The following is a 25,697-nucleotide window of genomic DNA, read 5'->3' as shown; positions in this document are numbered from 1 at the left end:
TTTTGTCTCAATTAAGTGATATTAACCAAATGAATATGACCACTGCCAATACAGCCCGTTTACTGATTACTTGTGAAGACAAGCCTGGGATCGTACAGGCTGTATCGAGCTTTTTGTACCACCAAGGTGCAAACATTACCGCGCTTGATCAGTATGCGACGGAAGCTCAAGGCGGGCGTTATTTCATGCGTGTTGAATTTGAACTTGATCATTTACAGTCACGTAAGGATGCTTTAATTCAGACTTTCGCTGCAAATGTTGCTGAACGTTATGGCATGCAATGGCGTCTTGCTTTTGTAAATGACGTTAAAAAGGTTGGTATTTTAGTTTCTAAAGTTGACCATGCTTTGCTTGAGCTATTGTGGCGTCATGCACGTGGTTCTTTACCTTGTGAAATTACCCACGTAATTTCTAACCATGAAGATTTACGTGAAGCAGTTGAAAACTTTGGTATTCCATTTACAGTCATTAAAGTAACCAAAGACAATAAAGCAGAAGCTTATGCTCAAATTCATGAAATGATGCAAGGTAATGACTTATTAGTTCTTGCACGTTACATGCAGATTTTAAGTGAAGATTTCGTTTCTAAATGGGAAATGAAAATTATCAATATTCACCACTCATTCTTACCTGCTTTTGTGGGCGCAAACCCGTACAAGCAAGCATATGAAAAAGGTGTAAAGTTGATTGGCGCAACAGCTCACTATGTGACTGCTGACCTAGACCAAGGCCCAATTATTGAGCAAGACGTTGAGCGTGTAAGCCACGATTATAATGTTGAGCAGTTACGTGAGCTTGGCGAAGATGTGGAACGTAATGTGTTAGCTCGTGCTGTTAAATGGCATTTAGAAGACCGAATCATTGTAGATGGTAATAAGACGGTTGTTTTCTAATTACCTCATATTTTTAAAAGCACACTTTTGAGTGTGCTTTTTTATGGCTAAAATAAAATTAAAATGTTATAACATAACTATAATTTGAGGTTTCATTGATTACATTCAATATAGCTGCTTAATGTTTTTTTAAGTTGAGCACGATTTGATAAGTAGTATCTGAAACCAACAAGTTTTAGTGCATTGTCTAAACATGAGAAAAGTAAAGTGATATCACTTTATGAAGTTAGATCGCACGATACTGGGAAGTGTTTTCGCAAAAAAGTAGTTGCAAATGAAAACACTTCTCATTTATTATTGTGGCACTTTATTGTTCTATCCGATGTTTGAAATCGTTTCTATAAATTGAAGTCGACTTCATCATCCATTAGGTAATTAGATTCTTATGAGTCAATCTTCCGCAGCCTTAAACTCTCCCAATCCGATGAAAAAGAAAGTCATCACGGCACTAATTGCGGTTGCAATTGGTCATATCGGGGTCTTATGGGCAGTTAGCCACATTAAGCCTGCTGAACTAAAGCCAATTGATAAGAAGCCTTTACAAGTCCGCTTTGTAAAAATTCAAGAACAACCAAAACCTTTACCACCGAAACCGAAAGAACCGCCTAAAAAGCCGGAACCTAAAAAAGAAGTGAAAGAAGTTAAGGTTGTTGAGAAACCTGTGACTCCGCCTAAACCAGTGGAAAAAATTCAGCAGGTGAAAAAGGCTGAAACTCCTAAACAAGCAGTAAAGACAGAACCTAAAGTTGAACCAAAAGTAGTGACCCCAACAACTACTGTGACTGAAAAAGTCGTTGAAAAGCCAAAGCCAGTGGTGCAAGAAGCACCTAAAGCTCAACCTGCGCCAGATCCATCACCAAAACATGTTTCAATTGGTGGTTCAGGTGTGCAGTGGAGTCGCTCACCACGTTTGACTGTTTCACCAAAAGATTTACAAGGCGAAGCGCGTTCAGTTGTTGTACTCATTGAAGCCGATGAAAAAGGCAAGATTACTAATGTGCGCGTAACACGAAGCAGTGGCATCTCAAGTCTAGATGACAAAGTAGTCCGTGCTGTACGTGGTGCAAAATTTAAACCTTATATGGAAAACGGTGTTGCTTATCCAATTAAAGCAGAGCAACCGTTTGATTTAACCCCTTAAACGAAATTTGAGTCCCAACGGCTAACCTTAATCAGGAGTTCGAATATGAACTTTTCAATCTATTGGCAACATGCAGATGCAGTGAGTAAAACCCTGTATTTCATCTTATTGGCAATGTCGATTGCTACCTGGACAGTTTTCATCTTACGTTTGATGGGGACTCGCCAACTAAAACAACAAGCTTATGCTCAACTCTCTAAAGCTATTAGTTCGCTAAAAGCGAAGTTACAGCCTTTGAGTTTTGAACAGCGTAAAGCAGTTGCAGAGCAAGCATTATTGCGCCAAATTTCTGCTGAAAAAGTCAATGCTGAGAAAGGTATTTCTGTTTTAGGAACAATTGCTTCAATTGCACCATTTGTTGGTTTGTTTGGTACGGTATGGGGTATTTTCCACGCGCTGGTTGCTGTAGGTAAGAGCGGACAAGCAGGTTTGGCTCAGGTGGCTACACCAGTAGGTGAAGCACTTATTATGACTGGTCTTGGTCTTGCAGTTGCGATTCCTGCGGTATTGGCTTATAACATTTGTGTACGTGCTAATCGTGGTCTTGCTCATGATTTACAAGATCAAGCACACAGTTTGTTAATCGACACCATGTTGCAGCAAGACTCAACTGTAAAGTCTGATGTTAAAACTGCAGAGCAAAGTTATGTTGGAGGTCAAGCTTAATGGCTTTTCAATTGGGTGAAGACCACGATAGTGGCATAAATGAGATGAACCTCATTCCGCTAATCGACATTATGTTGGTGTTAATGATCATCTTTTTGGTCACAGCAACAGTTGCCAACCCATCGATTCCATTAACACTGCCTAAAACAACTGCTGAAATTATTGATCCACCACCAAAAGCAATTACGATTAGTATCAATGCAAATGGTGAAGTGGCTTGGGATACTCAAGTAATTAGTCTTGATGAGCTTCAAAAACGTTTCCAAGAAGCAGGTCAAGGTGCGGTTAAACCAACCGTTCAACTTCGTGCTGATAAAGAGTCGAAGTACGATACGGTAGCTCAGGTAATGTCTCGCGCCAGTGAAGCCGGACTGAGCGATATTGCCTTTGTAAGTGAAAACTAAAATTTAGTTTACTCAATAAAAAAGCAACCGACTTGGTTGCTTTTTTATTGCTCTAATTTATTGATCTTTCATTAGATGCTGGAATTTACTATATAGCTTTAATAGCTTAGGTGGAATCGCAAAGTTGCAATAACCTTGTGAAGGATTCTTTGCATAGTAATTCTGATGATATTCTTCGGCTGGATAGAATGTCGGGGCAGGAGACAGCTCAGTCACAATATCAAGATCGTCATCTTTTAACGTTTGAATCGTGTGTTCTGCTGCCTGTTTTTGCTCTTCATTAAAATAGTAAATAACAGAGCGGTACTGAGTACCAATATCATTACCTTGGCGATTTAAGGTCGTTGGATCATGCGTTGCAAAGAACACATCAAGTAACTGAGAATATGTAACTTGTTGTTCATCAAAGTCGATGAGAACTACTTCAGCATGCTGAGTGTCACCTTGACATACTTGCTCATAAGTTGGCTGAGTTGTATGCCCACCAGCATAACCACTTGTTACTTTTTCTACACCACGTATTTGTAAAAATACGGCTTCGACGCACCAAAAACAGCCGCCGCCAAATAATGCCTGTTGCATTGTTTTTCCCTCTATTTCCTGCCTATTACAATAGGGTCTATCTATCTAGATTACAAAGTAAAGCGTGTATAAAAAAGTAAAGAAAAAGAGAATAACTTATTTAGTTTTCGATAGCCACCAACAGATCCTCTATATTTAAAGGGTTTTTAAATAAGCTTCTAAATTGGAGAATGTTCCATTAAATCCTTGCGTCATTCCATCGCGTGCAGAATCAAAAGTTGAGTTACCAATATCGTCAGAGTTCCACGGTTGCCAAGTAATTGTGACTTTTGTTTTATTATCAATATCTTCAAAAGTTGTGGTTGCTAACATTTCTAATGGCCATGTCGGTGACATAGGGTGTCGTGTGTTGTTACCGTCTTTGTCTGAAAAAGATTGAATAAACATTAATCGCTCATTAGGTACAATCTCACGAAACACTTGCTTACCCCACATTTGTGTTCCATCGGGTCCTTCTAATCCATAGTGATAAGTGCCACCAACTCTAAAATCCATTGAGGTATGAATGATTTTGAAATTTTTTGGACTCATCCAATTTTGTAAGTGATTAATATTAGTATGTACCTTGAATACAAGATCACGAGGTGCATTAAATACTTTAGAAATACTAAATGGTGTAATTTTTTCTATCATGATTATTTTCCTTTATTAGAAAACTGGTTAACTTACAAATTGAATAAGTTTTGGAATTACTTTGTAATTTTTGCAGATCATATTCAATGCTCTCAAAGTGTTCTTCTAATATTTGGCGAAAATGAGTTTATAAAATATCAAGCAGACTCTAGTCAGCTTTGGGTAAACCTTGTCGCACAATTTGAGAGAAGTGTTCACTACTCTGATCTGAAAGTTGTTCAAAATGCTCAGTACGTGGATTGATATGTGCGATTTGATACCACTGTTTTAAACTAATATTTTGATTAAGTGCTTTAAGATCGTATAAATAATTAGGTAAGTAACCAGACGCAATTAACCGATAATCTTTAGGGAGTTGATATGGGTTAATGGCTTGAACCATATCAAAAATCAAGGTTGTGCAATTACTTGTGAGGGTGTTATACCATTTTGGCTGTGCACGTAGCTCATCTGACTTTTTAAGATATTCTAAAAATAGTGCTTTTTGTTCAGAGCGAGGCATATTGACCGGGAAATTATAAACTTGCTCTTTACGAATGTTGCTACGTGTGTAGACAATATCTTTTTCATCAGATGCAATTAAGCTCAGTTCATATTTTCTAAAGAAGCCACCAATTGCTGAAAACTCTTCAGTCTTTTCTTTTCGAATTTCGATGGAAAAAACTAAAGGTTGTTGATTTTTAAATTCGAAACTGACCAGTGTATGGGCAATTTGTGGCCCCATCCAATAAGAGGTAATGATATTTATGCCATTTAACTGGTTTAGATCAAAAGTACGGGTTTCCCAACGGACATCATAGGTTCCATCTGGATGCCAGTTGAAGTTACGGACATTGTGCAAAGTAATAACACTGCCGTGTTTTTCGTAACTTAACATATTGGCAACTTCAGGGTTCCAGTCACGGTCTTGACGTGCAGTAATCGAAAAGTACCAAACCAAAGAGCAGGCAAAAGCTAACAGGTAGATTAAAACGTCTGTACGACGGCTAATGATATGCCCATTAAAATATAAGCCTGCCATACTTAGAGCAAAGGCAATCCATATGCCGATAATAATACGGCTGCCTAACCAGCCAAAAGGTTGTTGCACCCATAAGGCTAAGCATACCCAAATGCTGGAAAGCACAATAAACAACGTGAATAAACTATGTAAAGCGCCGAAAGCGAGGGCGATAATAAATTCACGCGTTCCAATATTGTGCATAGGCGACCAGAAAATTATTTTTTATAAGTGGCAAATTCGAATGAAGTTCCTGATTTTTCATCTACTTGCTGTTCGCTTGCAGTTTTATGAAATTCACTCGGTATAGTTGGATAATGTGCATCACCTTGTACATCTAAGTCAACATGAGTGAGCTCAAGACGGTCTGCAATTGACAAGGTTTGCTTAAAGATTTCACCGCCACCAATAATGAATAAAGCTTGCTTTTCGGTGTTTTTGGCATCTTCTAAAGCAGCATTTAAAGCATCTTCAATTGAATACGCAATTTTTACGCCGTCAAAATGCCAGTTAATGTCACGGGTAATTACCCAGTTCACACGGTTCGGTAGAGCACGGCCCATAGACTCAAGGGTTTTGCGGCCCATGATCACCACACCACCTTGTGTGATTTCTTTAAAATGTTTTAAGTCGGCAGAGATATGCCATGGCAACGCATTGCCTTTACCAATACAGTGATTTTTGTCCATTGCGACAACGTGGACAACTTCTACATTTTGCCATGCCATAATCTTATTCTCTAAACCGTAATCTAATGAAATTTAAGCCGTCGTTATACTGCAACTGGTGCTTTAATTGCCGGATGTGACTCGTAACCTACAATCTCGATATCTTCAAATTTGAAGTCGAAAATATCTTTAACTTCCGGATTAAGTTTTAATTGGCAAAGTGCTAATGGCTCACGCGTCAATTGTAGTTTTGCCTGCTCAAAATGGTTGGCATAAAGATGCGTATCGCCACCTGTCCAAACAAAATCACCAACACCTAAGTCACACACCTGAGCAATCATATGGGTGAGTAGGGCATAGCTGGCAATATTAAATGGCACGCCTAAGAATACGTCAGCACTACGTTGATAAAGCTGGCATGACAACTTGTTGTCTTGTACAAAAAATTGGAAGAGTGTGTGGCAAGGCGGTAAAGCAACTTGTCCGGCCTCATTTGGGTTCCAGCCAGAGACAATTAAACGGCGTGAATTTGGGTTGGTTTTAATTTCATTAATTAACCATTTAATTTGGTCAAAACCATCTTGGTTATAAGTACCATCGGCATTCTTGGTTGCGCCGAAATTACGCCATTGATGGCCATAAACTGGGCCAAGCTCATGTTCTGGGCGGCCGAAACGGGCAGTTTGTTCTGCTGTTGCCCATTCATCCCAAATAGTGACTTTATTGTCTTGTAAGTACTTAACGTTAGTATCGCCTTTTAAGAACCAAAGTAACTCAATCACGATAGAACGAAAGTGAACTTTTTTTGTGGTGAGTAAAGGAAAACCTTTAGAGAGATCAAAACGCATTTGATGACCAAATACAGAACGGGTTCCTGTGCCTGTACGGTCGCCTTTGTCACCGCCATTATCAAGGATATGTTGTAGAAGGTCTAAATATGCACGCATAACACTCTCGAGTTCGGATTAATTCCATAAAATAAAAGGGAGACGGTTCATGGATCAATAAACCGTGGAAGATAATAGCATGCTTTAGGAATAGTAAAAACGAGCTAAACTTTATGCTTAAAAACGCTTGGCACGATTTTGATAAATTGAAACAAGAAAAAATCCAACCAGTACAAAGCCTAAAGCTTGTATTGTTGCGATCCAATTGTGTTGAGGGGGCAATAACCACATCACAATAACAACAATAATGAGAGGGTAAATTCTAAGCAGAAACTGGAGTTTAGATTTATATGAGCTGTGCTCTGGAATTTTTGTTTGTAAATATTGCCCGAAATGAAGCCCGAACCCTAACACGAGGCTAAGAACAGTGTAAGTCGACGATAAAGGCTGAACTTGATTGGCTGCATAAATTGCAGCACAAACGACAATAATGAAGATGAGTTTGATGTGACGCGGTGCGTTATACCAATAAGCCAACATAAAAAATGAGCCTATTTGTTAAATAACGATTGGGGTGAAAAAATAAAAGCAGCAAGCGCCATAAATGCGATGCCTTGAACGCCCCAGATCAGTAAGTTAGGCATGGTTTTTACAAAAATAAGTGCAAACAAGAGGGCAATAGGCACCCACGTAAATAGGCGGTAAAGTAAACCGGTTGGGTTACTTTGAGCAAAATGCAATTTAAAGTAACGACAGATTAAAAAAATAACCCCAGTTCCTGTAAACATTAAAATAGTATCTAAAGGCAATGGTTGATATTGATATAACCCAATACAGATTAAGAGGGTAATAATTAAGATCATTAATTTTTTAAAAGTCGGGACTTGCTTGTTAAACCAGAATTCCAGCATGGCGAATCTTCTTTCTTGGGAGATAAAAACTGTAGCATAAAAAAGAGGAGCCGAAACTCCTCTGATTTAGATGTTAACTGTTCTTTTGAGGACCCCAGTCATAAATTTTCTTTTGGTAGGCATACCACATCATCCAAAGGCCAATGAGTAGCATTGGAACGGTGAGGATTTGTCCTTTCGTCATCCAACCAAACAAGATAAAACCTTGGTCAGCATCTGGTTGACGGAAGAATTCCATCACAAAGCGTGCAACACCATAACCCATTAAAAATAGGGCAGATACGGCCATACGTGGGCGTGGTTTTGAGCTAAACCACCACAAAACAATGAATAGAATTAGACCTTCACAAAGCGCTTGATAAATTTGAGAAGGGTGACGAACTAAATGTAATGGGTCGGTTGGGAAAATCATGCCGAACGGATAATTCGGATCTGTAACCGCACGACCATATAATTCTCCACCAATAAAGTTACCGAAGCGTCCAAACATTAAGCCTGTCGGTACACAAGGGGCAATAAAGTCGAGTGTCTGGAACCATGTTTTTTGATATTTTTTACACCAGAATAGCATTGCAATCATGACGCCTAAGAAGCCGCCGTGGAAGCTCATACCACCTGTCCAGACTTGGAAGAGCCAGATCGGGTTTTCAAGGAATTTATCAAACTCATAGAAAAGCACATAGCCGATACGTCCGCCGAGTACAACCCCTAAGGCGCCGTAAAACACCAGATCGGAAACCATGTCCGATGTCCAGCCATCACGCTGTTTGGCACGGTAGGAAGCGAGTCCCCAAGCACATAAAAATGCCAATAAATACATGAGTCCATACCAATGGACTTGAAGAGGTCCTAGATGTATTGCGACCGGATCGATATTAGGATAGGTCAGCATTGCTGCTCCTTGATCTTACGTTTTGACAGATTGTAGCGGAATGATGTGAAAAATGTTGTACATTCAATGTGTAAACATAGGGAACAAGAATCAATGTGTATTGTGGCTTTAGCATGGCATGTTCTGGATGATATGCCCTTGTGTCTGATTTCAAACCGTGATGAGTTTTATCACCGACCAACAGCATTGTTGCATCAATGGGAACATACGCCAATCATTGCAGGGCAAGACTTACAGTCCGGTGGTACTTGGATGGGTGTTACGCCGCAGGGCCGATGGGCTGTGTTAACTAATTTCCGTGATGGACGTGATAAAAAACAATATGAAACTTCTCGTGGTCATTTGGTTCAGGCTTTTTTAGAGTCTGATTTATTACCGATTCGCTTTGCTCAGCAATTAGAACAACGGCAACAGAACTTTGCTGGTTTTAACCTGTTTATGGGGACTGCCGATCAAGCGGTCTACATGAGCAATCGTGGTGAGGCTCCTCAAGTATTAGCCAACGGTGTTTATGTGGTTTCGAATGGTTTAATGTCCGATCACTGGGAGAAAACCAGACATTTACGCACACGTTTTACGCAAGAGTTCTTGCCTATGCATCAGCACAAAACAAAAGAGTTAAGCTTGCAACATGCAGCGTGGGATATTTTAGAAGATGAGCGCAAGGTCACCACAGCATTGTTGCCAAATACAGGCATTCAACCAGAAATGGAAGAGTTGCTATCATCGACTTTTATTCAAAGTCCAGTATATGGAAGCCGGTGTTCGAATTTTTTAAGAATGACCAATAATGAATGGATTTGGTTGGAAAAGACCCAGCAAGGCGAACATAGCGGCCAAATTGTACAGCAGCAGGTGCCTCTAAACCGTTAAAAGAATGCCGATCACTTGATCGGCATTTTCTAGGAAGAAATCAATTAACCAGCAATAACACCGCCATCTTTACGGGTAATAACTACAGTTGCCGAACGTGGGCGGGCAGTTTTGTTGCTTGGATCTTTTTGTGTGGCAGGCCAGTTACTTTCTGGTTTTGCATAACTTGCCGAGTCTTCACCAGGATGCTGAACATTAATGAAAATAGCTTTGTAGTCAGGTGTCATGGCAATACCAGTAATTTCACATTGCTTTGGTCCAACTAAGAAACGGCGTAATGTTGCGTCTGTAACTTTAGCACCTGTTATGGTTTGCTGACCATTTGAAGTAGTTGCCGCACCACCATCACCAATTTGTCCTGGTAGGGCAGCAAGCATCATACAGTTGGTGACATCTGTATAAGCGCCGTCATCTGTTTCAATCCAGAGAACACCGCGTGGGTCAAACCACATACCATCTGGAGATGAAAAGTCGTTATTGTCTGTTAAGCCTGACAAATTGATATTTGAAGCCATCGAAGCTTCTGCACCGAACAGATAAATATCCCATTTGAAGGTTTCAGCAGTGGTTTTGTCATCGGCTTCTCTAAAACGGATGATATGACCGTTCACATTTCCCTTTTGTTCTTTTGTGCCTGCATACAGATCGGTATAGTTACGAGGGTTAGCCGCATCTGTAGGGTAATCTTTTCCACGGTTTGAGTTGTTTGTAAGTGTGACATAGATTTCGCCATTGATTGGGTTAACTGTAGCCCACTCTGGACGATCCATTTTAGTTGCTCCGACTGAATCTGCTGCCAAGCGTGCAAAAGTGACTACCTCTGCCTGAGATTTAAATGGATAGGTAGTGTTACTTTCATTTAAACCATTTTTACCGTAGGCAAGTTCAATCCATTGACCTGAACCATCGTTATTAAACTTGGCAACATACAACTTACCTGAGTTCATGTATTTGTCACCGGCTGCATAACCGCCGTTTATATCTTTTGTGTCCCACACTGCGGTTGAAACAAACTTATAGATATATTCGCCACGAGAGTCATCCCCCATATAAAATGCGATTGGTTGACCTGCTACGGCACGGCATGCACTGTCTTCATGGGCAAAACGGCCTAATGATGTGCGTTTAACCGGATTTTGGCGGTTATCAAATGGGTCAATTTCGACCATCCAGCCAAATGTGTTTGGTCCATTGCGGTAATCTTGAGTTGCTTGAGCTGCTTTTACATCGGCATTCCAGCGGTCATATAGGTCTTGCGCCTCTACTTGACCAATTGCGGTTTCCCAACCGTAGCGAGAGCTTGATCCTGCTTTAAGACCATAGCGTTTAAGAGCAATAATTTCTTCTGGAGTACGTAGCGCATCATCAGTTGTACTACGCGCAAAATAACCAATGAAGTTTTCTTCCGTGGTTAAGTATGTTCCCCAAGGTGTATAGCCATTACCACAGTTGTTGTGTGTACCACGAGTCTGGCGACCAGCAGGCGAAAAACGCGTCGAAAGTAAGTTAGATCCTGCCGCGGCACCAGCGAAGTCCATGACTGTAGAACCTGTAATGCGTCTATTAAAAATAGAGTTTTTTACAACTTCGACTTTTTGAGTAGCAGGGTCTTTTTTGATATGAACTACAGAAACCCCATGGGCATTGGTTTCACGAATGACTTCGTCTTCTGGGCGGCGTCCATCAACTTTGGTCGGACCTTTAGGGTGTAGAAAGGTTTGGTTGATATATTCGTGGTTCATCACCAATAAACCTTGTGCTGAAACAGTGTCATCAAAACGGTTTGTTAATGTGTTTAAACCAAAATAGTGCATACCATCATGGCAGTCACCTGAGCGAAACTGGAAGCTTGGACCAGATGGAATATTGTTATCGTCCCAATCACCAAAAGAAGGATTAAGAGAATCACCTAAAGCGTAAATTATATTTGCTTCGTAACCTTCTGGTACGGTCACAATATCATTTAAATTTTTAGCAACTGGCGTAAAGGTAAGTTTTTCAGGCTTTTTGTTTGGATCGACTGGAGCAGTTCCACCGTTATTAGAACCAGAGTCATCGTTATTATCATTACAGCCCGTTAAAGTAGAGGCTAAAGTTAATGCCACAGCACCGCTTGCTGCTTTAGTAATGAGGCTACGACGGCTCACATATTGGTCTAAAACATCACGAAAGTGAATATTGTCTGAAGTGTTGTTGTCTAATTCCTGATCTTCATGATATGGCGTCAAATCGTTCATATTAAATTCCTAATTCAAAATAAGTTTTTTCTAAAAGTCTTGATTAGCTTAAATTTTGAATATGACGAGGTCTTGACGTTTTAATGATAACTTAATGAAAAATTTGATCGTTTAGTCAAAAAAGAAAAGGGCTTTTTATTTTTATAAATGCTTTTAAATAAAAGAAACCTGCATAAAGCAGGCTTCTTTTGAGTTGAGCTAAGAATTATTTCTTCACAACAGATGGTGCGATAGGGTCAGCTGTAATATAGCCAACTGCTGCTGCAAAACGATCTTTGTAGTTTGCACGAACAAGAGGATCAAGCGTTGCTTTTACTTTATCGTGTAATGGAGATTCCCAGTCACCAGGGTGCTGGAAGTTACTCATGATGTAAGTCCAACCATTTACAGAGTCAACTGCGTGCAAACCTGTAGATTCTGCGCCAGCAGGCGTTGATAAGATACGGCTTAATTGTTTGGTATCAACATTATATGCCCATAAGAAGTTATTTACGTGCATACCACTATCTTCACCAATGAAGAGGGTACGTAAATTTTCAGAGAACTTAATGTTGTCTGGGTTGGCAATTTTATCTGCATTTGCAGTATTACCTAAAGCATCAGCAGTTGTTAGGTCTTCACCTACTAAAGCTGCAGGTGGTTCCATATGAGTCGATACCCATTCACTGTTAATAAGCTGACCTTTGTTATCAACTTGGCTGCCTTTTAACGTATGTGCGTAAATTGCACCAGCTTTTGGACCTTGTACTTGAATATCAGTAGTTTTATCAACCATAGAAGACTGTACATAAGACATCGCAGAGTAAGCGATTTTATCTTTGATATTTACAGTTGTGCCTTCCATCTTAGTAAAGCCCATACTTGCACCAACCAAGGCTGCATAACGATGCGTTTCTAAGAAAGCCGCTTCACGTTCTTTACCAGGTACAAGTTTTACCCAGTTATCTTTACCGCTATAACGGATTTTGGTATAGCTTGCATCTTTTGGATCAGACGTTTTTACATCCATCAGGTCGGTAATCTTATATTGATCAGCCCAGCTCTTTACTTCAGCACTTGTCGCGTGACCAAGGTTAATCCAAGAAATATCACCGGCACCAGCACCTACGCCTGAGGTTTGCTTCCATTTAGCTACATAGAGCGTACCCGCAGATAAGTCTTTTTCTTTATCTGCAACAAACATGAATAAACCGCCATTTGTTGCATCATCACCCATCAATGCAGTGCGGTTATCTGGCATAACTTGAATAAGTTCGTGAGAGATACGACCTAAACAGTAATGTTTTTTGATTGAACCTGTACCATCCGTATTTACAGTAACTTCTGGTAAGTGACCGTAGTGGTAAGGATTACCTTTTGTACTGTCGCCAAATAAGTTTTTGCTAAATACTGGTAAATAGCTTCCAGCAACATTGTTTGCATCTGGTTCATATTCTTCACTCGACAGGTGAGTTCCCCATGGAGATAAACTTGCACCACACGTGATCCATAAACCGTTTACTTTAGAGGTATCAACATTGTGGTATTTAACAAGGGTTAAATGACCAGTTTTAGGGTCTTGGTCTAAAGTTAAAATCGCAATTGGAGATGGTAGTAAACCATACATAGATGCTAAGCTTTGGTCACGAGTCGTATATTCAAATTGAACTACGTGAAATACAGGGTTGCCAGTAACACCTAAAGCTTGTTTGTCTGCATCGGTAAAGTCACGGCCTGTTGCTTGTTTAAAGCTAATTAAAGAGCTTCCGTCCGGACAGTCAGAGAAGAATTGACGTTCTTGGCCTGGTTTTGACTTATCAATAATTGGTTGATTATTAATATCAACATATCCACCCGCTAGAATTTTTCCACCTTTACCGTCTGCAACCAAATCACCTGTGGTAAAGAAAGGCTTATACGCTAATGTGTAGTCAGTTTTTGAGCCATCTTCCCAATTAATTGAAAGGCTTGATGCAACAGTTGTGGTTGCCATCGCCGCTGGGTTAGCTAAAGATGGCGCTGCCATTGATGTAAAGGTTGCGTTTTTAAAGTTTACTGTTGGTGGTGGAGTAACAACATCTGAATCATTATTGCTGTCATTACAGCCTGCTAACGTTGCTGCCGTAGCCATCGCACCTAATGGAAGAAAAGGAATCCCCGTAAACCATTTTAAAATATCGCGACGTGTTGGGTGGTTAGAAGCAGTTGTCATAATAAATCCGTAACTTTTGTGTGTATATTTGTTGAGTCGATTCTATGGATTGGAAATGACACTTTTCTTACATTTTTAAGTCACTTTGAAGACAGTTTATGGTTTGATTAATTAAGACGATTTAAAAGTAAAAAGCCCAAATTTTAATATTCGGGCTTTTAAAGAGAAGTTTTAAATTATTCAGCAGTCTGGCTTTTTCTCTTCTCAAGAATCTTACCGAACAGTAGGCCTATTTCAAAAAGTAACCACATTGGAATAGCTAACATCACCATTGAAATCGCATCTGGTGGGGTAATAAACATTGCAACAAAAAAACAGCCCACAATAATAAAACGTCTTTTTTCAGCAAGGCTTTGCGTATTTACTACACCAATCAAAATGAGTAGCAAGGTCGCGATAGGAATCTCAAAGGTCACACCAAATACCAAAAATAGCTTTAAACAGAAGCTTAAATAACTATTAATATCGGTCATTGGTGCTACTGTTTCAGGTGAAACGCTAATAAAGAAATGTAATATCGCAGGCAAGGTAATGTAATAAGCAAAAGCGACACCTGCATAAAATAGGACAATACTACCAATCAGTAACGGTAGCGCTAAATGGCGTTCTTTTTGATAAAGCGCAGGGCGAACAAAAGACCATATTTCATAAAGAATAAATGGCATTGCAAGCATAAGTGCGACAAATAAATTAAGTTTAAATGGCGCCATAAAGGTTGCTGTTACATCTGTTGCAATCATTGACGATGATGCAGGGAGTTGTAACCTTAAAGGCTCAGATAATAATTGGTAAGTATTATTTCGAAAGGGTAATAAACAAAAGAATAAGAATAATGTTACCCCTACAATCCTGAATAAATGGCGTCTTAAAACAACCAAATGATTCATGATTGGCATTTGGTCTAAGTTTTCTTGACTATTTACAGTGGTTGAAGGCAGTTGGTTCATACGGCAATCTTCAATTCAACAGGAGATGTTTCTGCAATATCAGTTTGAGTCACTAAAGGCGTAGGTTTAGCAACATACGGTACTTTGTAATGGTCTGATATAGGAATACATTTCCGAATAGGCTTTGGTGTTGTTTTAGGCGTTTCAGTAACTTCTAAATGTTCTGAAATCTGCTGTTTTTGTATTTCTTCAAGCTGTTGCTGTACTTTTCGTTCCAATGCTTCGATGCGGTTAAGTTCCTCTTGCATTTCTTTGCGGAACTCAGAAAGACGCAGCTCCTGATCAATCTCGTTTTGCAGATTGGTAATATAGCGTTTTAGTCGAACATACCAGCGGCCTGCAAAGCGTGCAGCTTCGGGAAGCTTATCTGGACCTAAAACTAAAATTGCAATAATTGCAAAACAGAGTAGCTCTGTCATTCCTACATCAAGCATGGGTCAAACCTTTAGCTTTTCACTGATGTGCTTTCAGATGTTTTAACTTGTGCATCGATTGTACGAGGAGTATTTAAAGATGCAGCTTCGTCTTCTTCACGAACTGATTTTTTAAAGTCTCTTACTGCACCGCCAACATCTTTACCAATATTTTTTAATTTAGATGTACCGAACAATAAAATAACTACAATTGCGAAAATGACGACATGCCAAATAGATAAACCGGCCATAATTTTATACCTCTTTTTAGTTCGCTTTATCTCAACAGGTTGCCATGACAAGAATGTGACACTTATATTTCATTTTTAAGACAATATTTATAAGTAGACACTTATGATCAGTTTTTAAAAGATATTTTTTGGAAGGATTTTTAAGTTTTATTGAGCTTCTTTCTTAGACGAATTTACTTGAAATAGACCATACATTTCAAAATTAAAAGGTGTAGCATAACAAGCTGATTTTGACGAGTGAGAGGAGAGAACGTGGCATTACTACTGCCTGTATTGGCATTTATCACAGGACTTCTACTTGCTCAAACCTCCATTTCAGAAACCGTAAAACCTATTCTTTCAGCTTGGCTTGCACGACTCCTGATTCCAGTTGTAATTATTTACAACATGGTCTTTTATCAATCGGGAAGTTTGAGCTTAATGCTCTTTAGTTTTGGATCAGCGTTTATTATTTTCTTTGCCTATTTGGCTTTATTTAAAGACCGCTTATTGGCGCTTTGCGTCAGTTATACCAATATGGGATGGCTTGGTTTTCCGTTCGCTATGGCTTTATTTGGCCCTGAAGCAACTGCTCCAATTGTCGCTTTATATATTGGAATGTCGCTTTTTGGCAATGCTTGGGCTGTGACTGCCGTTACTACGGCACCGCAAAGTAAGCTCAATATATTAAAAAAGGTTTTAACGTCGCCACCTTGTATATCAATATTTTGTGCTGTTGTGCTCAGACTGTTAGGGGCCCAGCATATCGAAAGCCCTGCTATACATTGGGTTTATGAGGTTGCTAAATTTGCGATGACTTTTGCAGGTATGTGTGTGCTTGGAATGTGGCTACGCCGTACCAGAGTTTATGCAAAAGATTTAATTTACAGTACAAAAGCTCAAGCATTTAAAGTAGCCTGTGGATTTGTACTTTGTGGATTAAGTTATAGATTTTTACCGATTCCAAATATAAATCAGCATATTGGTGTAATGTTTTTAATGTTTTGCTTGCCACCAGCAGCTAATATTGTAGCCTTAGAAACACATTACCAAGGGACGGGTAGATCTGCGGCTTATATCGCTTCGGGGACTATAGTGAGTTGTGTGTGTATTGCGATTTATGCAGTGTTTTTACATCTTTATTTCTAAGTAAGATGTTTAGATCAGACTGCCTTTTAATAGTGGTTATATGCTTGTTTTGTGTATATAGGCAATATTTACTTTTGTTTCGTCAAAAGTAACAAAACCATTTGTCGAACTGACGACACATCCTTGATGTCGCAGTTCGACGGGCGACATCCATGTCGCCTAGCACGATAGCAAATGGCTTTAACGTTAAGTTAAATAAATGCTATATAAAGTTTTACTTCTGCAAGCTCTCTCTAAATAACTGCATCGCTTGCCCACGATGACTAATCTTATTTTTTTCTTCTTTAGACAACTCAGCGCTAGAAACTTGTAGCTCTGGTAACCAGAACAGTGGGTCATAACCAAAACCATTTTCACCGCGTGGCGCTTCTAAAATTTCACCATGCCAAATGCCTTGGAAAATTTGTGGTAATGGATCTTCCGCATGAGTCACTAAAGCAAGCACACATACGAACATGCCTTCAATCACTTCTCCATTTTTACGAAATGGCAAAAGATCATTTAATAACTTGGCATTATTAGCTGCATCGTCACCATGTTCTCCAGCATAGCGTGCTGAATAAATACCAGGTGCACCACCTAAAACCGGAACACAAATACCTGAGTCATCAGCCATAGCAGGTTTCCCTGAAATTTTAGAGGCATGACGTGCTTTAATAATGGCATTTTCAATAAAGCTTAAGCCGTCTTCAATGGCGTCGGGAATATTAAGGCGACCTTGAGGAATAATTTCTACAGGTAACTTAAGCTGTTCAAAAAGTTTTTCAAACTCTGCGACTTTACCTTTGTTATTACTTGCAAGGACTAAAGAGCCCTGATCAAACCAATGTGGGGTAGACATAAGATAACCAAACTTTATAACCAATATTGAACGTGAGCTATGTTACGTGTTTTTTGAAAGGGGATATAGAGCAAAACAAATAGAATATAAAATTAGAAGCTTAAAAACTAAAACCACCTTATAGGTGATATAAGGTGGTTTTAGTCGAGTAAGTATAAGCTGGATTATTATTGTGCTTGAATCCATTTATCCGCGCGGTCACGTGCCATACGGATTTGCTCTTGAGTTAAGTTTGCAGCAAGAGCCGTCTTTTTACCTTCAGATAAGCTAATTACTTTATTGTCGAGCATGCCATCACGAGTTGAAAGCTCATACCACTGGTAAGCACCTACGTAGTTTTTCTTTTGCTCTTCCATCATCGCAAGGTTATAGCTTGCACGGTTATCGCCGTTACTAGCCGCTTTTTCGAAATACTTACGAGCCATAGACTCATCTTTCTTAACGCCAATACCATCAGCATACATACGGCCAACATTTAATTGCGCAGGTGAAAGACCTTGGTCAGCAGCAGCTTTGAACCAAGTAAAAGCTTGTTTATCGTCTTTTGCTACGTCTTTACCGTATTGGTAACGTGTTCCAAGATAAAATTGTGCGCCAGCCTGACCCGCTTGAGCCGCTTTTTGAAGGTCATGAATCCCCATTGTGGAGAAGCGCGCAGCCTGGCTCGCGACCGATTGTGGCTGGGCGATATAATCTGCATGAGCCTGCATACTTAGCAGTCCTGCAATTAGTGTGCTAAATAATGTCTTTTTCATAGTGCACTCACTCGATAAATAGCGACTTCACCAAACAAATTCGGAACATGTTTGCTTAACAGGCTTCCCTGCTGGTTTCCATTGACGGCGAGTCGATTAATAATTTGTATTTGATTTTCCGCACATAGTGCTTCGAAATCTTTAAACGTACATAAATGAATGTTGGGGGTGTTATACCACATATATGGTAGAGCATCCGATACAGGCATCATTCCTTTTAATGCTAGAAAAGAGCGAGTCTTCCAATGCGCAAAGTTTGGAAAAGTAATAATAGCCTGTTTACCCACACGCACCATGTCTCTTAATAAAACATCGGGTGCATCTACGGCTTGCAAAGCCTGTGCCATAACCACATAGTCAAAAGACTGGTCGGCAAAACGGCTCAAACCGAGATTCAAATCTTGTTGAATAATATTTAACCCGCGACTGACGGCAATTGCAATCTTTTCTTGATCAATTTCTAAACCATAAGCACGAATTTGATGCTTTTGGCTCATATGAGCGAGTAATTCACCGTCACCACACCCTAAATCGAGTACGCTAGAGCCGGGTTTAATCCACTTTTCTGCCAGTTGTTGATCAATACGCATTAGCTTGCCTCCAGTGATGTCGATTTTAAATGTTCTTCACCGCCTAAGAAAGCGCGCAGTGTTTTGACATACAGAGGAATCGGGAATAAAAATGAGTCATGACCTTGTTCAGCATCAATATCGAGGTAACTTACCGGCTTATGGTTGGTAATGAGTGCATCTACAATTTCTTGTGAACGGCTTGGTGCAAAACGCCAGTCAGTGGTGAACGAGACAATCAGGAACTGACATTTGGTCTTACTCATCGCTTCTGTAAGCGAGTGGCCGTACTCACGCGAAGGATCAAAGTAATCCAAAGCTTTGGTCATAATTAGATAAGTATTGGCATCAAAGTTACGGCTAAACTGTTCACCTTGATAACGCAGATAACTTTCAACCTGAAACTCGACATCAAAACCATACATAAACTTGCCGGATTTTAAATCACGACCAAATTTTTGTTTCATGGCTTCTTCGGAAAGATAGGTAATATGGCCGACCATACGAGCCAAAATCAAACCACGTTTTGGATAGCTATCATTTTCCAAATAACGACCATGATGGAAGTCCGGGTCAGACAGAATTGACTGACGTGCCACTTCGTTAAACGCAATATTTTGTGCTGAAAGCTTTGGCGCACTGGCAATAACGACACATTTTTGTAAACGGTCAGGGTAATCTACCGACCATTGTAGTGCTTGCATGCCCCCTAATGAACCGCCAACGACTGCATACCAAACGCTTACTCCTAAACGATCAGAAAGCATGGCTTGAGTTTTAACCCAGTCGCGTACCGTTACTAATGGGAAATCTGGTCCATAAGGGCGATTGTCATTTTCAGGGTTTGGTGAAGTTGGACCGGTCGATCCGCTACATCCACCAATATTGTTGAGTGCAACTACAAAAAATTTATTTGTGTCGATTGCCTTACCCGGGCCAATACAGCTATCCCACCATCCAGCTTTTTTATCATCTTCATGGTGATAACCCGCTGCATGATGATGTCCGGAAAGGGCATGGCAGATTAAAATCGCATTTGATTTATCTGCATTTAAAGTGCCGTAAGTTTCAACCATTAACTCAAAGCGCGGTAAAACACGGCCACATTCAAGATGTAAGGGTTCTTCAAATTGGAACTTTTGCGGAGTGACTAACCCCACTGAGTCAGCTGGAAAAGACACGGGAACATTTCGCCTTTTAAATCTTTCAGGAATAAAAAGAAAGGATACCAAGCTAGGTATCCTTTCCAAAGTCTTTTTTTTAATTAAACAGCGGCGGCAACAACCTGATCTGTACTTAAAACACCTTGATCAATCAAACGGTTGGTACATGCAATAATGGCTTCAATAGATGAAGTGACTGTGTTGTCGTGAACACCTGCACCAAATGAGCCTCTACCTGTACCTTTCACTTGAAGTTCAATTAAGGTTAATGCTTTGGCATTTGCGCCTGAACTAATACTACGTTCTTCATAGTTCAATACGTCAATTGGTAATTGAAGTGCATTTAAGAATGCAGAGATTGGACCATTACCTTCGCCACGCAATTGTTGAGTTTCACCTTCAACATCAATCTCAAGTTCAATAATTTGAGTACCATTAATGTCAGATAACTTATAGTTTTTGACCGTGTAATGGTGGTTTTTCACTTCAACATACGTGTCTTTAAATAAAGTCCAGATTTGTTTAGCACTAATCTCTGTACCATTTTCATCAGTATATTGTTGAACAACCTGACTAAATTCGATTTGTAAGCGACGAGGCAATACAACGTTATAGTTTGATTCTAATAAGTAAGCGATACCGCCTTTACCAGACTGACTATTTACACGAATGACAGCATCATAGTCGCGGCCCAAATCTTTCGGATCGATTGGTAAGTAAGGCATATCCCAGATTTCTTCGTTTTTCTGGTATTCAAAGCCTTTTTTGATTGCGTCCTGATGCGAACCAGAGAATGCAGTAAATACCAAGTCGCCTGCATATGGATGGCGAGGGTGTACAGGTAAACCAGTACATTCTTCAACCGTTGCAATGACTTCATTAATATTAGAGAAATCTAATTCTGGCGCTACACCTTGGGTGTACATGTTCAGTGCAATTGCTGCAACGTCAACGTTACCTGTACGTTCGCCGTTACCAAACACGCAGCCTTCAACACGGTCAGCACCTGCCATAATGGCAAGTTCTGATGCGGCAATACCACAGCCGCGGTCATTGTGACAGTGAACGGAAATAATCACGCCATCACGACGTGCCAAATTACGATGCATCCATTCGATTTGGTCCGCATAAACATTTGGCGTAGAAACTTCGACAGTTGCTGGTAAGTTCAAAATAACTTTATGATCTGGGCGTGCATCCCAAATTTCTGTAACCGCATCACAGACTTCTTTCGCTACTTCTAATTCAGTTGCAGAGAAACATTCTGGACTGTACTGGAAAATCCAGTCAGTTTCAGGATATTGTGCAGCATATCCTTTTACTTTCTGAGCTGCATTCACTGCCAACTGTTTTGCGCCATTTACATCTACATTCAACACTTTTTGACGGAAGGTTGGAGAGTTAGAGTTATAAATATGCACAATTGCGCGCTTAGCACCTGCTAAAGCTTCGAAGGTACGCTCAATTAAATGGTCACGTGCCTGAACCAATACTTCAATGTATACATCATCAGGTATATGATTTTCTTCGATCAACATACGAGTAAAATCGAAGTCAATTTGAGACGCAGAAGGGAAGCCGATTTCAATATGTTTAAAACCGATTTTTACAAGCATTTTGAACATTTTGAACTTTTGTTCCATGTTCATCGGTTCAAAAATTGCTTGGTTGCCATCACGTAAATCCGTGCTCATCCAGATTGGCGCTTTTGTAATTTCATTATTTGGCCATTGGCGATCTGGTAAATCGACTCGCTGGTACATACGGCGGTATTTTTTGCTAGGGTCAGCCAACATCATGAGAAAACTCCTTATCTCGTAGCACGGTTGCTCTAGGTATCGTATAAAAGGCAACGTTCTACAGTTATATATGGTATCTAATACAGAAAAATTAAAGGGAATTTGAAAAGGTCTGCTCTAAAATACAGACAAAAATTTATACGCGCGCGAGGCGCAGCATCAGGAGTTCGAGATGATGTCTTGCTTGAGTAGGCTGGGCAAACAAGTGATTCGTTTTCATCTATGGACCATGTAATAGTAAGTTTGGTGGTTTGCAAATATGCTTATTGTTTAGATATACCACATCTAAACAATGATTACACGTTGTGCAAAAGTCTTATACTCATTTTAATTTTAGTGTTCAGAAAATAATTTTCTAATTTTGCGTTGTTTAATGTTTTGTCGAAAATAATTTTCATTGTTTTGCCTTATTGAGATAAAAATAATTAATTAGTCCAAATAAGGCAAAAATAAATAGAGTTACAGTTCAGCCCATTTACGCATTAAGTTATGGTAAAGGTTAGTCAGTTTAATGACTTCGCTATGATTGTCACCCAGCTGCATTCTTAAGTTTTGTATTGTTTGATCTAGATTAAAAAGCATATGTCGCTCAGCATCATCACGCACCATACTTTGCACCCAGAAAAAAGAAGCAATACGACATCCAGAAGTAATCGCCGTCACTTCATGCAAACTGGTAGATGGATATAAAATCATATCTCCTGCCGGAAGTTTCACTTCGTGATAGCCATAAGTGTCTTCTACGACTAGATCACCACCTTCATATTCTTCAGGTTCGCTTAAAAATAAAGTGCATGATAAATCGGTTCTAAGCCGTTCATTGGTACCACGTATGCGGCGGATAGAATTGTCTACGTGAAAACCAAAAGACTCCTGATTTTCATAACGATTAAACAGGGGAGGGATAATATCAAGTGGTATTGCAGCAGATAAAAATAATGGGTGAGTGCCTAGTGCCTCAAGAATAATATTACTCAGATGGTGAGTAAGCGGATGATCTTCGGGTAATTGCTGATTGCGTTTTACAGTTGCAGAGAGTGTACCAGCTGTTACTTTGCCATTGACCCATTCAATTTTATCCATTTCATTACGAAAATATTGAACCTGTTCTTTACTCAATACATTGGGAATATGGTGGATCACGGTGATACCTGCGAGTAATAGTAGTAGAAAATTAAAAATAGCCTCTAACTATAGAGGCTATTTTATATTAGAAACCATAAAAAGATTATGGGATTCTAGACTAACTTAGTATTTAAAGTTGATTGCGAGTACTGCACTACGGCCTTCTGCTTCTGTTGCATAGTGAGAAGCATAAGCTTTAGTAAAGTAACGCTTATCAGATAAGTTGTTTAGGTTAAGCTGTAAATTAACATTTTTATTTACGTCATAACGAGCCATAGCATCGTAACGAACATAACCAGGAACGTATTTAGTATTTGCAGCATCTCCAAATACTTTATCCATAGCGACTGCACCAGCCCCTACTGTCACTTGTGGTAATACTTTATAAGTTGTCCAAAGTGTCGCTGAGTTTTTCGCTACGTTTTGTACTTGATTACCGTTTGTTGGGCTTGGAACATAGTTACCGTTACTATCTTTAGCATATCCACCATCAACGATTTCGCTATCTAAATAGGTGTAACCAGCAGAGACTGCCCACTTTTCAGTAATGTTACCGTTCGCACCTAATTCAATACCGTCAACACGTGTTTCACCAATATTTCTTGTGAAACCATCAGTACCTAAAGCACGTGTATTGGTTTTTTCAGTACGGAAGATTGCAGCAGTTAAGTTTAAACGGTTATTTAACACATCCCATTTTGTACCTAACTCATAAGTTTTAACTTCTTCTGGCTTAAGGTTATTAATAGCTCTTGCTTGTTCATCGGTTGTATTACGGTTTGGAACACTAATTCCTTCTGAACCATCACCAGCATCTACACCTACTGGGTTAGCTGACGTTGCGTAGCTCAAATAAATAGAACCATTTTCAACAGGCTTAAATGTGATACCTGCTTGATAGTTAAAGAAGTCATTGCTTGAGCTGTATTTTGTGCCAGCTTTAATGAGCGTTGCACCTGAGCCTGAGTCCTTATTATATTTAACATTAGTATCAAATTTGTCCCAACGTACACCTAAGTCAATTAACCATTGAGGTGTAATTTCAATGTTGTTTAATGCGTAAATTGACTGGGTTTTAGATGTAATGTTGGTAACATTTGGGTTTGCTTGTATACGACCCAACCATGCATCATTTGGATTAGGGTTATTAAGGTCAGTACACCAGCCATTTGAGTTAGCAAGTGAACAAGCATTGTTTGTACCGCTACCACCAATTTGTGAAGTATTTGGATCTGTTACGATGTTTGTGCCACGATCTGAATCTTGCTTGCTATATTCAGCACCAATATTAAAGCTGTGCTTAAGAGAACCCGTATTGAATTTACCTTTTAATGATAGCTGATCAGTAAAGCTGTCTGTATCAGTAATATTGGTATTTACACGGCGCCAAACCTTACCATTAACAATGTTACCTTGGCTGTCATCTGGCTGAGTCCATAAATAATTATTTTTAGACTTACCATAAACAGCGGTATTGCTGAGAGTTAGGTTATCGTTGAAGTCATGTTCAAGTTTAAGTGTACCAATCTGGTTTTCTTGCTTTTGGAAATCGCGATCTTTCCAACCGTAATAAATACCTTGTTTAACATCAACTGGTTTACCAGCAGTCGCTTTCTTAATGACGTCATATTGATAAGGCACACCAGAATCAGGTGTATCATCAGTTTTTAAATAGTAGTAGCTCAGTGTTCCGCGAGTAGCACTATCTAAACCGAAGCTAATACTTGGTGCGATACCAGCGCGTTTATATTCTGCGCCATTACTTTGGCCGGCTTTGTCATTTTGGTGTCCCATCACAATCACACGGGCAGCCACTCCATTGCCGAAGTCTTTATTGCCATCCAAAGTAACACGTGCATAGTTATCTGTGCCCCCGGCAACAGAACCTTCAAGAGAGTCACCTTTTTTCGCAACTTTCGTAATCAGGTTAATACTACCGCCTGAACCACCCGCACCACTTAAAGCAGATGAAGAACCTTTGGTCACTTCTACTTGCTCGACAGCAAACATTTCACGGTTTTGAGAAGTTGCGTTACGAACGCCGTCTACATACATCGAACTTTCTGAATTGTAGCCACGAATGAAAGGTCGGTCGCCATTTGGATTGCCACCTTCACCTGCACCTAACGTGATACCAGGGACGGTACGTAATGCATCTGATAAGGTTGTTACTTTTGTATCTTCAATAAGTTGTTTTGAAATCACTGAAACTGATTTCGGAGTATCTAAAAGGGGAGCAACGAATTTTGCATTTGCTGATTGATCTACCTTTAAAGATTCTTCTTGTGTTGCTTGAGTATGAATCGTTGGTAGTTGTGAAACAGCTTCTTGTGCCATTGCAGTAGTTGCAATCATAGAAAGGGATGAAGCGATTGCAGATGAAACAATTTTTTTACGTGTTCTAATCAATGACATGACTTTCAGGACTTAAATACAAAACGTTATGCGAATAATAATAATTCTTATTTATATGTACAGTTTGTGTTAATTGGATTTGCCGATAGGATTATGAAGAAAATATGAAAGATTTAATAGGTTTTTGTGTCTAAAATTCTCTAATTGATTGATTATTCTTAACTGTTTGTAAAATCGATAATAATGTGAAATTTAATTGTAATTTTAGATTCATGAAGAATAACTAAAAAATTACTTTGGCTTAAGGTTGAATTAAAAAAAATTAAAAAATCATAAAATTATTGTGAAATTTCCTGGAAAAACCACCTTCAAT

Annotated in this window: 26 protein-coding genes; 6 read left to right on the top strand and 20 right to left on the bottom strand. The window is 39.5% G+C overall.

The window, feature by feature from the left end; translation table 11 throughout:
* Positions 1-29: 29 nt before the first annotated feature.
* The 4 genes from purU to MKL35_RS10185 all read left to right on the top strand — a co-directional run bounded on the left by purU (position 30) and on the right by MKL35_RS10185 (position 3,104).
* Complete coding sequence (purU, locus tag MKL35_RS10200) at positions 30-893, top strand: formyltetrahydrofolate deformylase (RefSeq protein WP_002053369.1); 864 nt, start codon at positions 30-32, stop codon at positions 891-893.
* 385 nt (positions 894-1,278) lie between these two features.
* Complete coding sequence (locus tag MKL35_RS10195) at positions 1,279-2,034, top strand: energy transducer TonB (protein ID WP_002053518.1); 756 nt, start codon at positions 1,279-1,281, stop codon at positions 2,032-2,034.
* Between the two features lie 45 nt (positions 2,035-2,079).
* Complete coding sequence (locus MKL35_RS10190) at positions 2,080-2,700, top strand: MotA/TolQ/ExbB proton channel family protein (protein WP_002053291.1); 621 nt, start codon at positions 2,080-2,082, stop codon at positions 2,698-2,700.
* On the top strand, positions 2,700-3,104 hold the full coding sequence (locus MKL35_RS10185; RefSeq protein ID WP_002053449.1) for an ExbD/TolR family protein: 405 nt from the start codon (positions 2,700-2,702) through the stop codon (positions 3,102-3,104). Before MKL35_RS10190 ends, MKL35_RS10185 begins: the two co-directional genes overlap by 1 nt.
* Before the next feature lie 57 nt (positions 3,105-3,161).
* Here the strand turns inward: MKL35_RS10185 and msrA are convergent, their stop codons facing one another.
* From msrA to lgt, 8 genes are all read right to left on the bottom strand, one after another.
* The gene (gene msrA / locus MKL35_RS10180; protein WP_002053439.1) at positions 3,162-3,686 is read right to left on the bottom strand and encodes a peptide-methionine (S)-S-oxide reductase MsrA; all 525 of its coding nucleotides are present in this window, start codon (positions 3,684-3,686) and stop codon (positions 3,162-3,164) included.
* A gap of 135 nt (positions 3,687-3,821) precedes the next feature.
* On the bottom strand, positions 3,822-4,319 hold the full coding sequence (locus tag MKL35_RS10175; protein ID WP_032009863.1) for an SRPBCC family protein: 498 nt from the start codon (positions 4,317-4,319) through the stop codon (positions 3,822-3,824).
* A gap of 148 nt (positions 4,320-4,467) precedes the next feature.
* A complete protein-coding gene (locus tag MKL35_RS10170; protein ID WP_032009861.1) occupies positions 4,468-5,523 on the bottom strand; it encodes an Lnb N-terminal periplasmic domain-containing protein in 1,056 nt (351 codons plus the stop codon).
* 14 nt (positions 5,524-5,537) lie between these two features.
* Positions 5,538-6,047 (bottom strand): dihydrofolate reductase, encoded by a 510-nt coding sequence (locus tag MKL35_RS10165; protein WP_000312548.1) that lies wholly within the window; start codon positions 6,045-6,047, stop codon positions 5,538-5,540.
* A gap of 44 nt (positions 6,048-6,091) precedes the next feature.
* On the bottom strand, positions 6,092-6,934 hold the full coding sequence (thyA, locus tag MKL35_RS10160; RefSeq protein ID WP_032009858.1) for a thymidylate synthase: 843 nt from the start codon (positions 6,932-6,934) through the stop codon (positions 6,092-6,094).
* Positions 6,935-7,051: 117 nt separating this feature from the next.
* Complete coding sequence (locus MKL35_RS10155; protein ID WP_032009856.1) at positions 7,052-7,414, bottom strand: hypothetical protein; 363 nt, start codon at positions 7,412-7,414, stop codon at positions 7,052-7,054.
* Positions 7,415-7,425: 11 nt separating this feature from the next.
* Positions 7,426-7,785, bottom strand: a complete 360-nt coding sequence (locus tag MKL35_RS10150; protein ID WP_004710678.1) for a hypothetical protein — start codon at positions 7,783-7,785, stop codon at positions 7,426-7,428.
* A gap of 73 nt (positions 7,786-7,858) precedes the next feature.
* Positions 7,859-8,677, bottom strand: coding sequence for a prolipoprotein diacylglyceryl transferase (gene lgt / locus MKL35_RS10145; protein WP_002053387.1), 819 nt, complete (start codon positions 8,675-8,677; stop codon positions 7,859-7,861).
* A gap of 93 nt (positions 8,678-8,770) precedes the next feature.
* Between lgt and MKL35_RS10140 the strand changes: the two genes are divergently transcribed.
* On the top strand, positions 8,771-9,550 hold the full coding sequence (locus MKL35_RS10140; RefSeq protein ID WP_032009854.1) for an NRDE family protein: 780 nt from the start codon (positions 8,771-8,773) through the stop codon (positions 9,548-9,550).
* A gap of 44 nt (positions 9,551-9,594) precedes the next feature.
* Here MKL35_RS10140 and MKL35_RS10135 read toward each other — a convergent pair whose 3' ends face one another.
* The 5 genes from MKL35_RS10135 to MKL35_RS10115 all read right to left on the bottom strand — a co-directional run bounded on the left by MKL35_RS10135 (position 9,595) and on the right by MKL35_RS10115 (position 15,589).
* Positions 9,595-11,787 carry a PhoX family protein gene (locus tag MKL35_RS10135; protein ID WP_032009852.1) on the bottom strand — a complete coding sequence of 731 codons (2,193 nt, stop codon included), beginning with the start codon at positions 11,785-11,787 and terminating at the stop codon, positions 9,595-9,597.
* A 205-nt stretch (positions 11,788-11,992) separates the two neighbouring features.
* The gene (locus MKL35_RS10130) at positions 11,993-13,978 is read right to left on the bottom strand and encodes a PhoX family protein (RefSeq protein WP_002053376.1); all 1,986 of its coding nucleotides are present in this window, start codon (positions 13,976-13,978) and stop codon (positions 11,993-11,995) included.
* Between the two features lie 176 nt (positions 13,979-14,154).
* A complete protein-coding gene (tatC, locus tag MKL35_RS10125; protein WP_002053474.1) occupies positions 14,155-14,925 on the bottom strand; it encodes a twin-arginine translocase subunit TatC in 771 nt (256 codons plus the stop codon).
* Entirely contained in the window at positions 14,922-15,359 is a 438-nt protein-coding gene (gene tatB, locus MKL35_RS10120) for a Sec-independent protein translocase protein TatB (RefSeq protein WP_002053452.1), read from the bottom strand. The genes tatC and tatB overlap by 4 nt, the downstream gene beginning before the upstream one ends.
* Positions 15,360-15,370: 11 nt before the next feature.
* Complete coding sequence (locus MKL35_RS10115; protein ID WP_002053267.1) at positions 15,371-15,589, bottom strand: Sec-independent protein translocase subunit TatA; 219 nt, start codon at positions 15,587-15,589, stop codon at positions 15,371-15,373.
* 252 nt (positions 15,590-15,841) lie between these two features.
* On the opposite strand from MKL35_RS10115, the gene MKL35_RS10110 reads away from it, so the two are divergent.
* Positions 15,842-16,717, top strand: a complete 876-nt coding sequence (locus MKL35_RS10110) for an AEC family transporter (RefSeq protein ID WP_031982300.1) — start codon at positions 15,842-15,844, stop codon at positions 16,715-16,717.
* 214 nt (positions 16,718-16,931) lie between these two features.
* On the opposite strand, the gene rdgB is transcribed toward MKL35_RS10110, so the two are convergent.
* From rdgB to MKL35_RS10075, 7 genes are all read right to left on the bottom strand, one after another.
* A complete protein-coding gene (gene rdgB, locus MKL35_RS10105) occupies positions 16,932-17,558 on the bottom strand; it encodes an RdgB/HAM1 family non-canonical purine NTP pyrophosphatase (protein WP_002053259.1) in 627 nt (208 codons plus the stop codon).
* A gap of 167 nt (positions 17,559-17,725) precedes the next feature.
* Positions 17,726-18,313, bottom strand: a complete 588-nt coding sequence (locus MKL35_RS10100) for a tetratricopeptide repeat protein (protein WP_000751694.1) — start codon at positions 18,311-18,313, stop codon at positions 17,726-17,728.
* Positions 18,310-18,903 (bottom strand): methionine biosynthesis protein MetW, encoded by a 594-nt coding sequence (gene metW, locus MKL35_RS10095; protein ID WP_001217230.1) that lies wholly within the window; start codon positions 18,901-18,903, stop codon positions 18,310-18,312. The genes MKL35_RS10100 and metW overlap by 4 nt, the downstream gene beginning before the upstream one ends.
* Entirely contained in the window at positions 18,903-20,063 is a 1,161-nt protein-coding gene (metX, locus tag MKL35_RS10090) for a homoserine O-succinyltransferase MetX (protein WP_002053295.1), read from the bottom strand. The genes metW and metX overlap by 1 nt, the downstream gene beginning before the upstream one ends.
* 83 nt (positions 20,064-20,146) lie before the next feature.
* Complete coding sequence (gene leuA, locus MKL35_RS10085; RefSeq protein ID WP_032009848.1) at positions 20,147-21,844, bottom strand: 2-isopropylmalate synthase; 1,698 nt, start codon at positions 21,842-21,844, stop codon at positions 20,147-20,149.
* Between the two features lie 459 nt (positions 21,845-22,303).
* The gene (locus tag MKL35_RS10080) at positions 22,304-22,987 is read right to left on the bottom strand and encodes a Fe2+-dependent dioxygenase (RefSeq protein WP_032009846.1); all 684 of its coding nucleotides are present in this window, start codon (positions 22,985-22,987) and stop codon (positions 22,304-22,306) included.
* A gap of 105 nt (positions 22,988-23,092) precedes the next feature.
* Complete coding sequence (locus MKL35_RS10075; protein ID WP_032009845.1) at positions 23,093-25,384, bottom strand: TonB-dependent receptor; 2,292 nt, start codon at positions 25,382-25,384, stop codon at positions 23,093-23,095.
* Between the last annotated feature and the right edge of the window lie 313 nt (positions 25,385-25,697).

Origin of the sequence: Acinetobacter sp. AOR41_HL (genome assembly GCF_027854645.1) — a bacterium.
Lineage (GTDB): Bacteria > Pseudomonadota > Gammaproteobacteria > Pseudomonadales > Moraxellaceae > Acinetobacter > Acinetobacter nosocomialis.
The sequence above is the reverse complement of the archived record's forward strand: the minus strand, read 5'-3'. Positions and strand labels throughout refer to the sequence as shown.

Bases quoted from the DNA above. Each gene is read 5' to 3' on its own strand.
- rdgB (WP_002053259.1), bottom strand. From the start codon at position 17,558: ATGTCTACCCCACATTGGTTTGATCAGGGCTCTTTAGTCCTTGCAAGT.
- thyA (WP_032009858.1), bottom strand. From the start codon at position 6,934: ATGCGTGCATATTTAGACCTTCTACAACATATCCTTGATAATGGCGGT.
- MKL35_RS10155 (WP_032009856.1), bottom strand. From the start codon at position 7,414: ATGTTGGCTTATTGGTATAACGCACCGCGTCACATCAAACTCATCTTC.
- metW (WP_001217230.1), bottom strand. From the start codon at position 18,903: ATGCGTATTGATCAACAACTGGCAGAAAAGTGGATTAAACCCGGCTCT.
- MKL35_RS10115 (WP_002053267.1), bottom strand. From the start codon at position 15,589: ATGGCCGGTTTATCTATTTGGCATGTCGTCATTTTCGCAATTGTAGTT.
- purU (WP_002053369.1), top strand. From the start codon at position 30: ATGAATATGACCACTGCCAATACAGCCCGTTTACTGATTACTTGTGAA.
- leuA (WP_032009848.1), bottom strand. From the start codon at position 21,844: ATGATGTTGGCTGACCCTAGCAAAAAATACCGCCGTATGTACCAGCGA.
- MKL35_RS10195 (WP_002053518.1), top strand. From the start codon at position 1,279: ATGAGTCAATCTTCCGCAGCCTTAAACTCTCCCAATCCGATGAAAAAG.
- lgt (WP_002053387.1), bottom strand. From the start codon at position 8,677: ATGCTGACCTATCCTAATATCGATCCGGTCGCAATACATCTAGGACCT.
- MKL35_RS10130 (WP_002053376.1), bottom strand. From the start codon at position 13,978: ATGACAACTGCTTCTAACCACCCAACACGTCGCGATATTTTAAAATGG.
- MKL35_RS10100 (WP_000751694.1), bottom strand. From the start codon at position 18,313: ATGAAAAAGACATTATTTAGCACACTAATTGCAGGACTGCTAAGTATG.
- MKL35_RS10170 (WP_032009861.1), bottom strand. From the start codon at position 5,523: ATGCACAATATTGGAACGCGTGAATTTATTATCGCCCTCGCTTTCGGC.
- MKL35_RS10150 (WP_004710678.1), bottom strand. From the start codon at position 7,785: ATGCTGGAATTCTGGTTTAACAAGCAAGTCCCGACTTTTAAAAAATTA.
- tatC (WP_002053474.1), bottom strand. From the start codon at position 14,925: ATGAACCAACTGCCTTCAACCACTGTAAATAGTCAAGAAAACTTAGAC.
- tatB (WP_002053452.1), bottom strand. From the start codon at position 15,359: ATGCTTGATGTAGGAATGACAGAGCTACTCTGTTTTGCAATTATTGCA.
- MKL35_RS10185 (WP_002053449.1), top strand. From the start codon at position 2,700: ATGGCTTTTCAATTGGGTGAAGACCACGATAGTGGCATAAATGAGATG.
- MKL35_RS10075 (WP_032009845.1), bottom strand. From the start codon at position 25,384: ATGTCATTGATTAGAACACGTAAAAAAATTGTTTCATCTGCAATCGCT.
- MKL35_RS10140 (WP_032009854.1), top strand. From the start codon at position 8,771: ATGTGTATTGTGGCTTTAGCATGGCATGTTCTGGATGATATGCCCTTG.
- msrA (WP_002053439.1), bottom strand. From the start codon at position 3,686: ATGCAACAGGCATTATTTGGCGGCGGCTGTTTTTGGTGCGTCGAAGCC.
- MKL35_RS10175 (WP_032009863.1), bottom strand. From the start codon at position 4,319: ATGATAGAAAAAATTACACCATTTAGTATTTCTAAAGTATTTAATGCA.
- MKL35_RS10190 (WP_002053291.1), top strand. From the start codon at position 2,080: ATGAACTTTTCAATCTATTGGCAACATGCAGATGCAGTGAGTAAAACC.
- MKL35_RS10135 (WP_032009852.1), bottom strand. From the start codon at position 11,787: ATGAACGATTTGACGCCATATCATGAAGATCAGGAATTAGACAACAAC.
- MKL35_RS10165 (WP_000312548.1), bottom strand. From the start codon at position 6,047: ATGGCATGGCAAAATGTAGAAGTTGTCCACGTTGTCGCAATGGACAAA.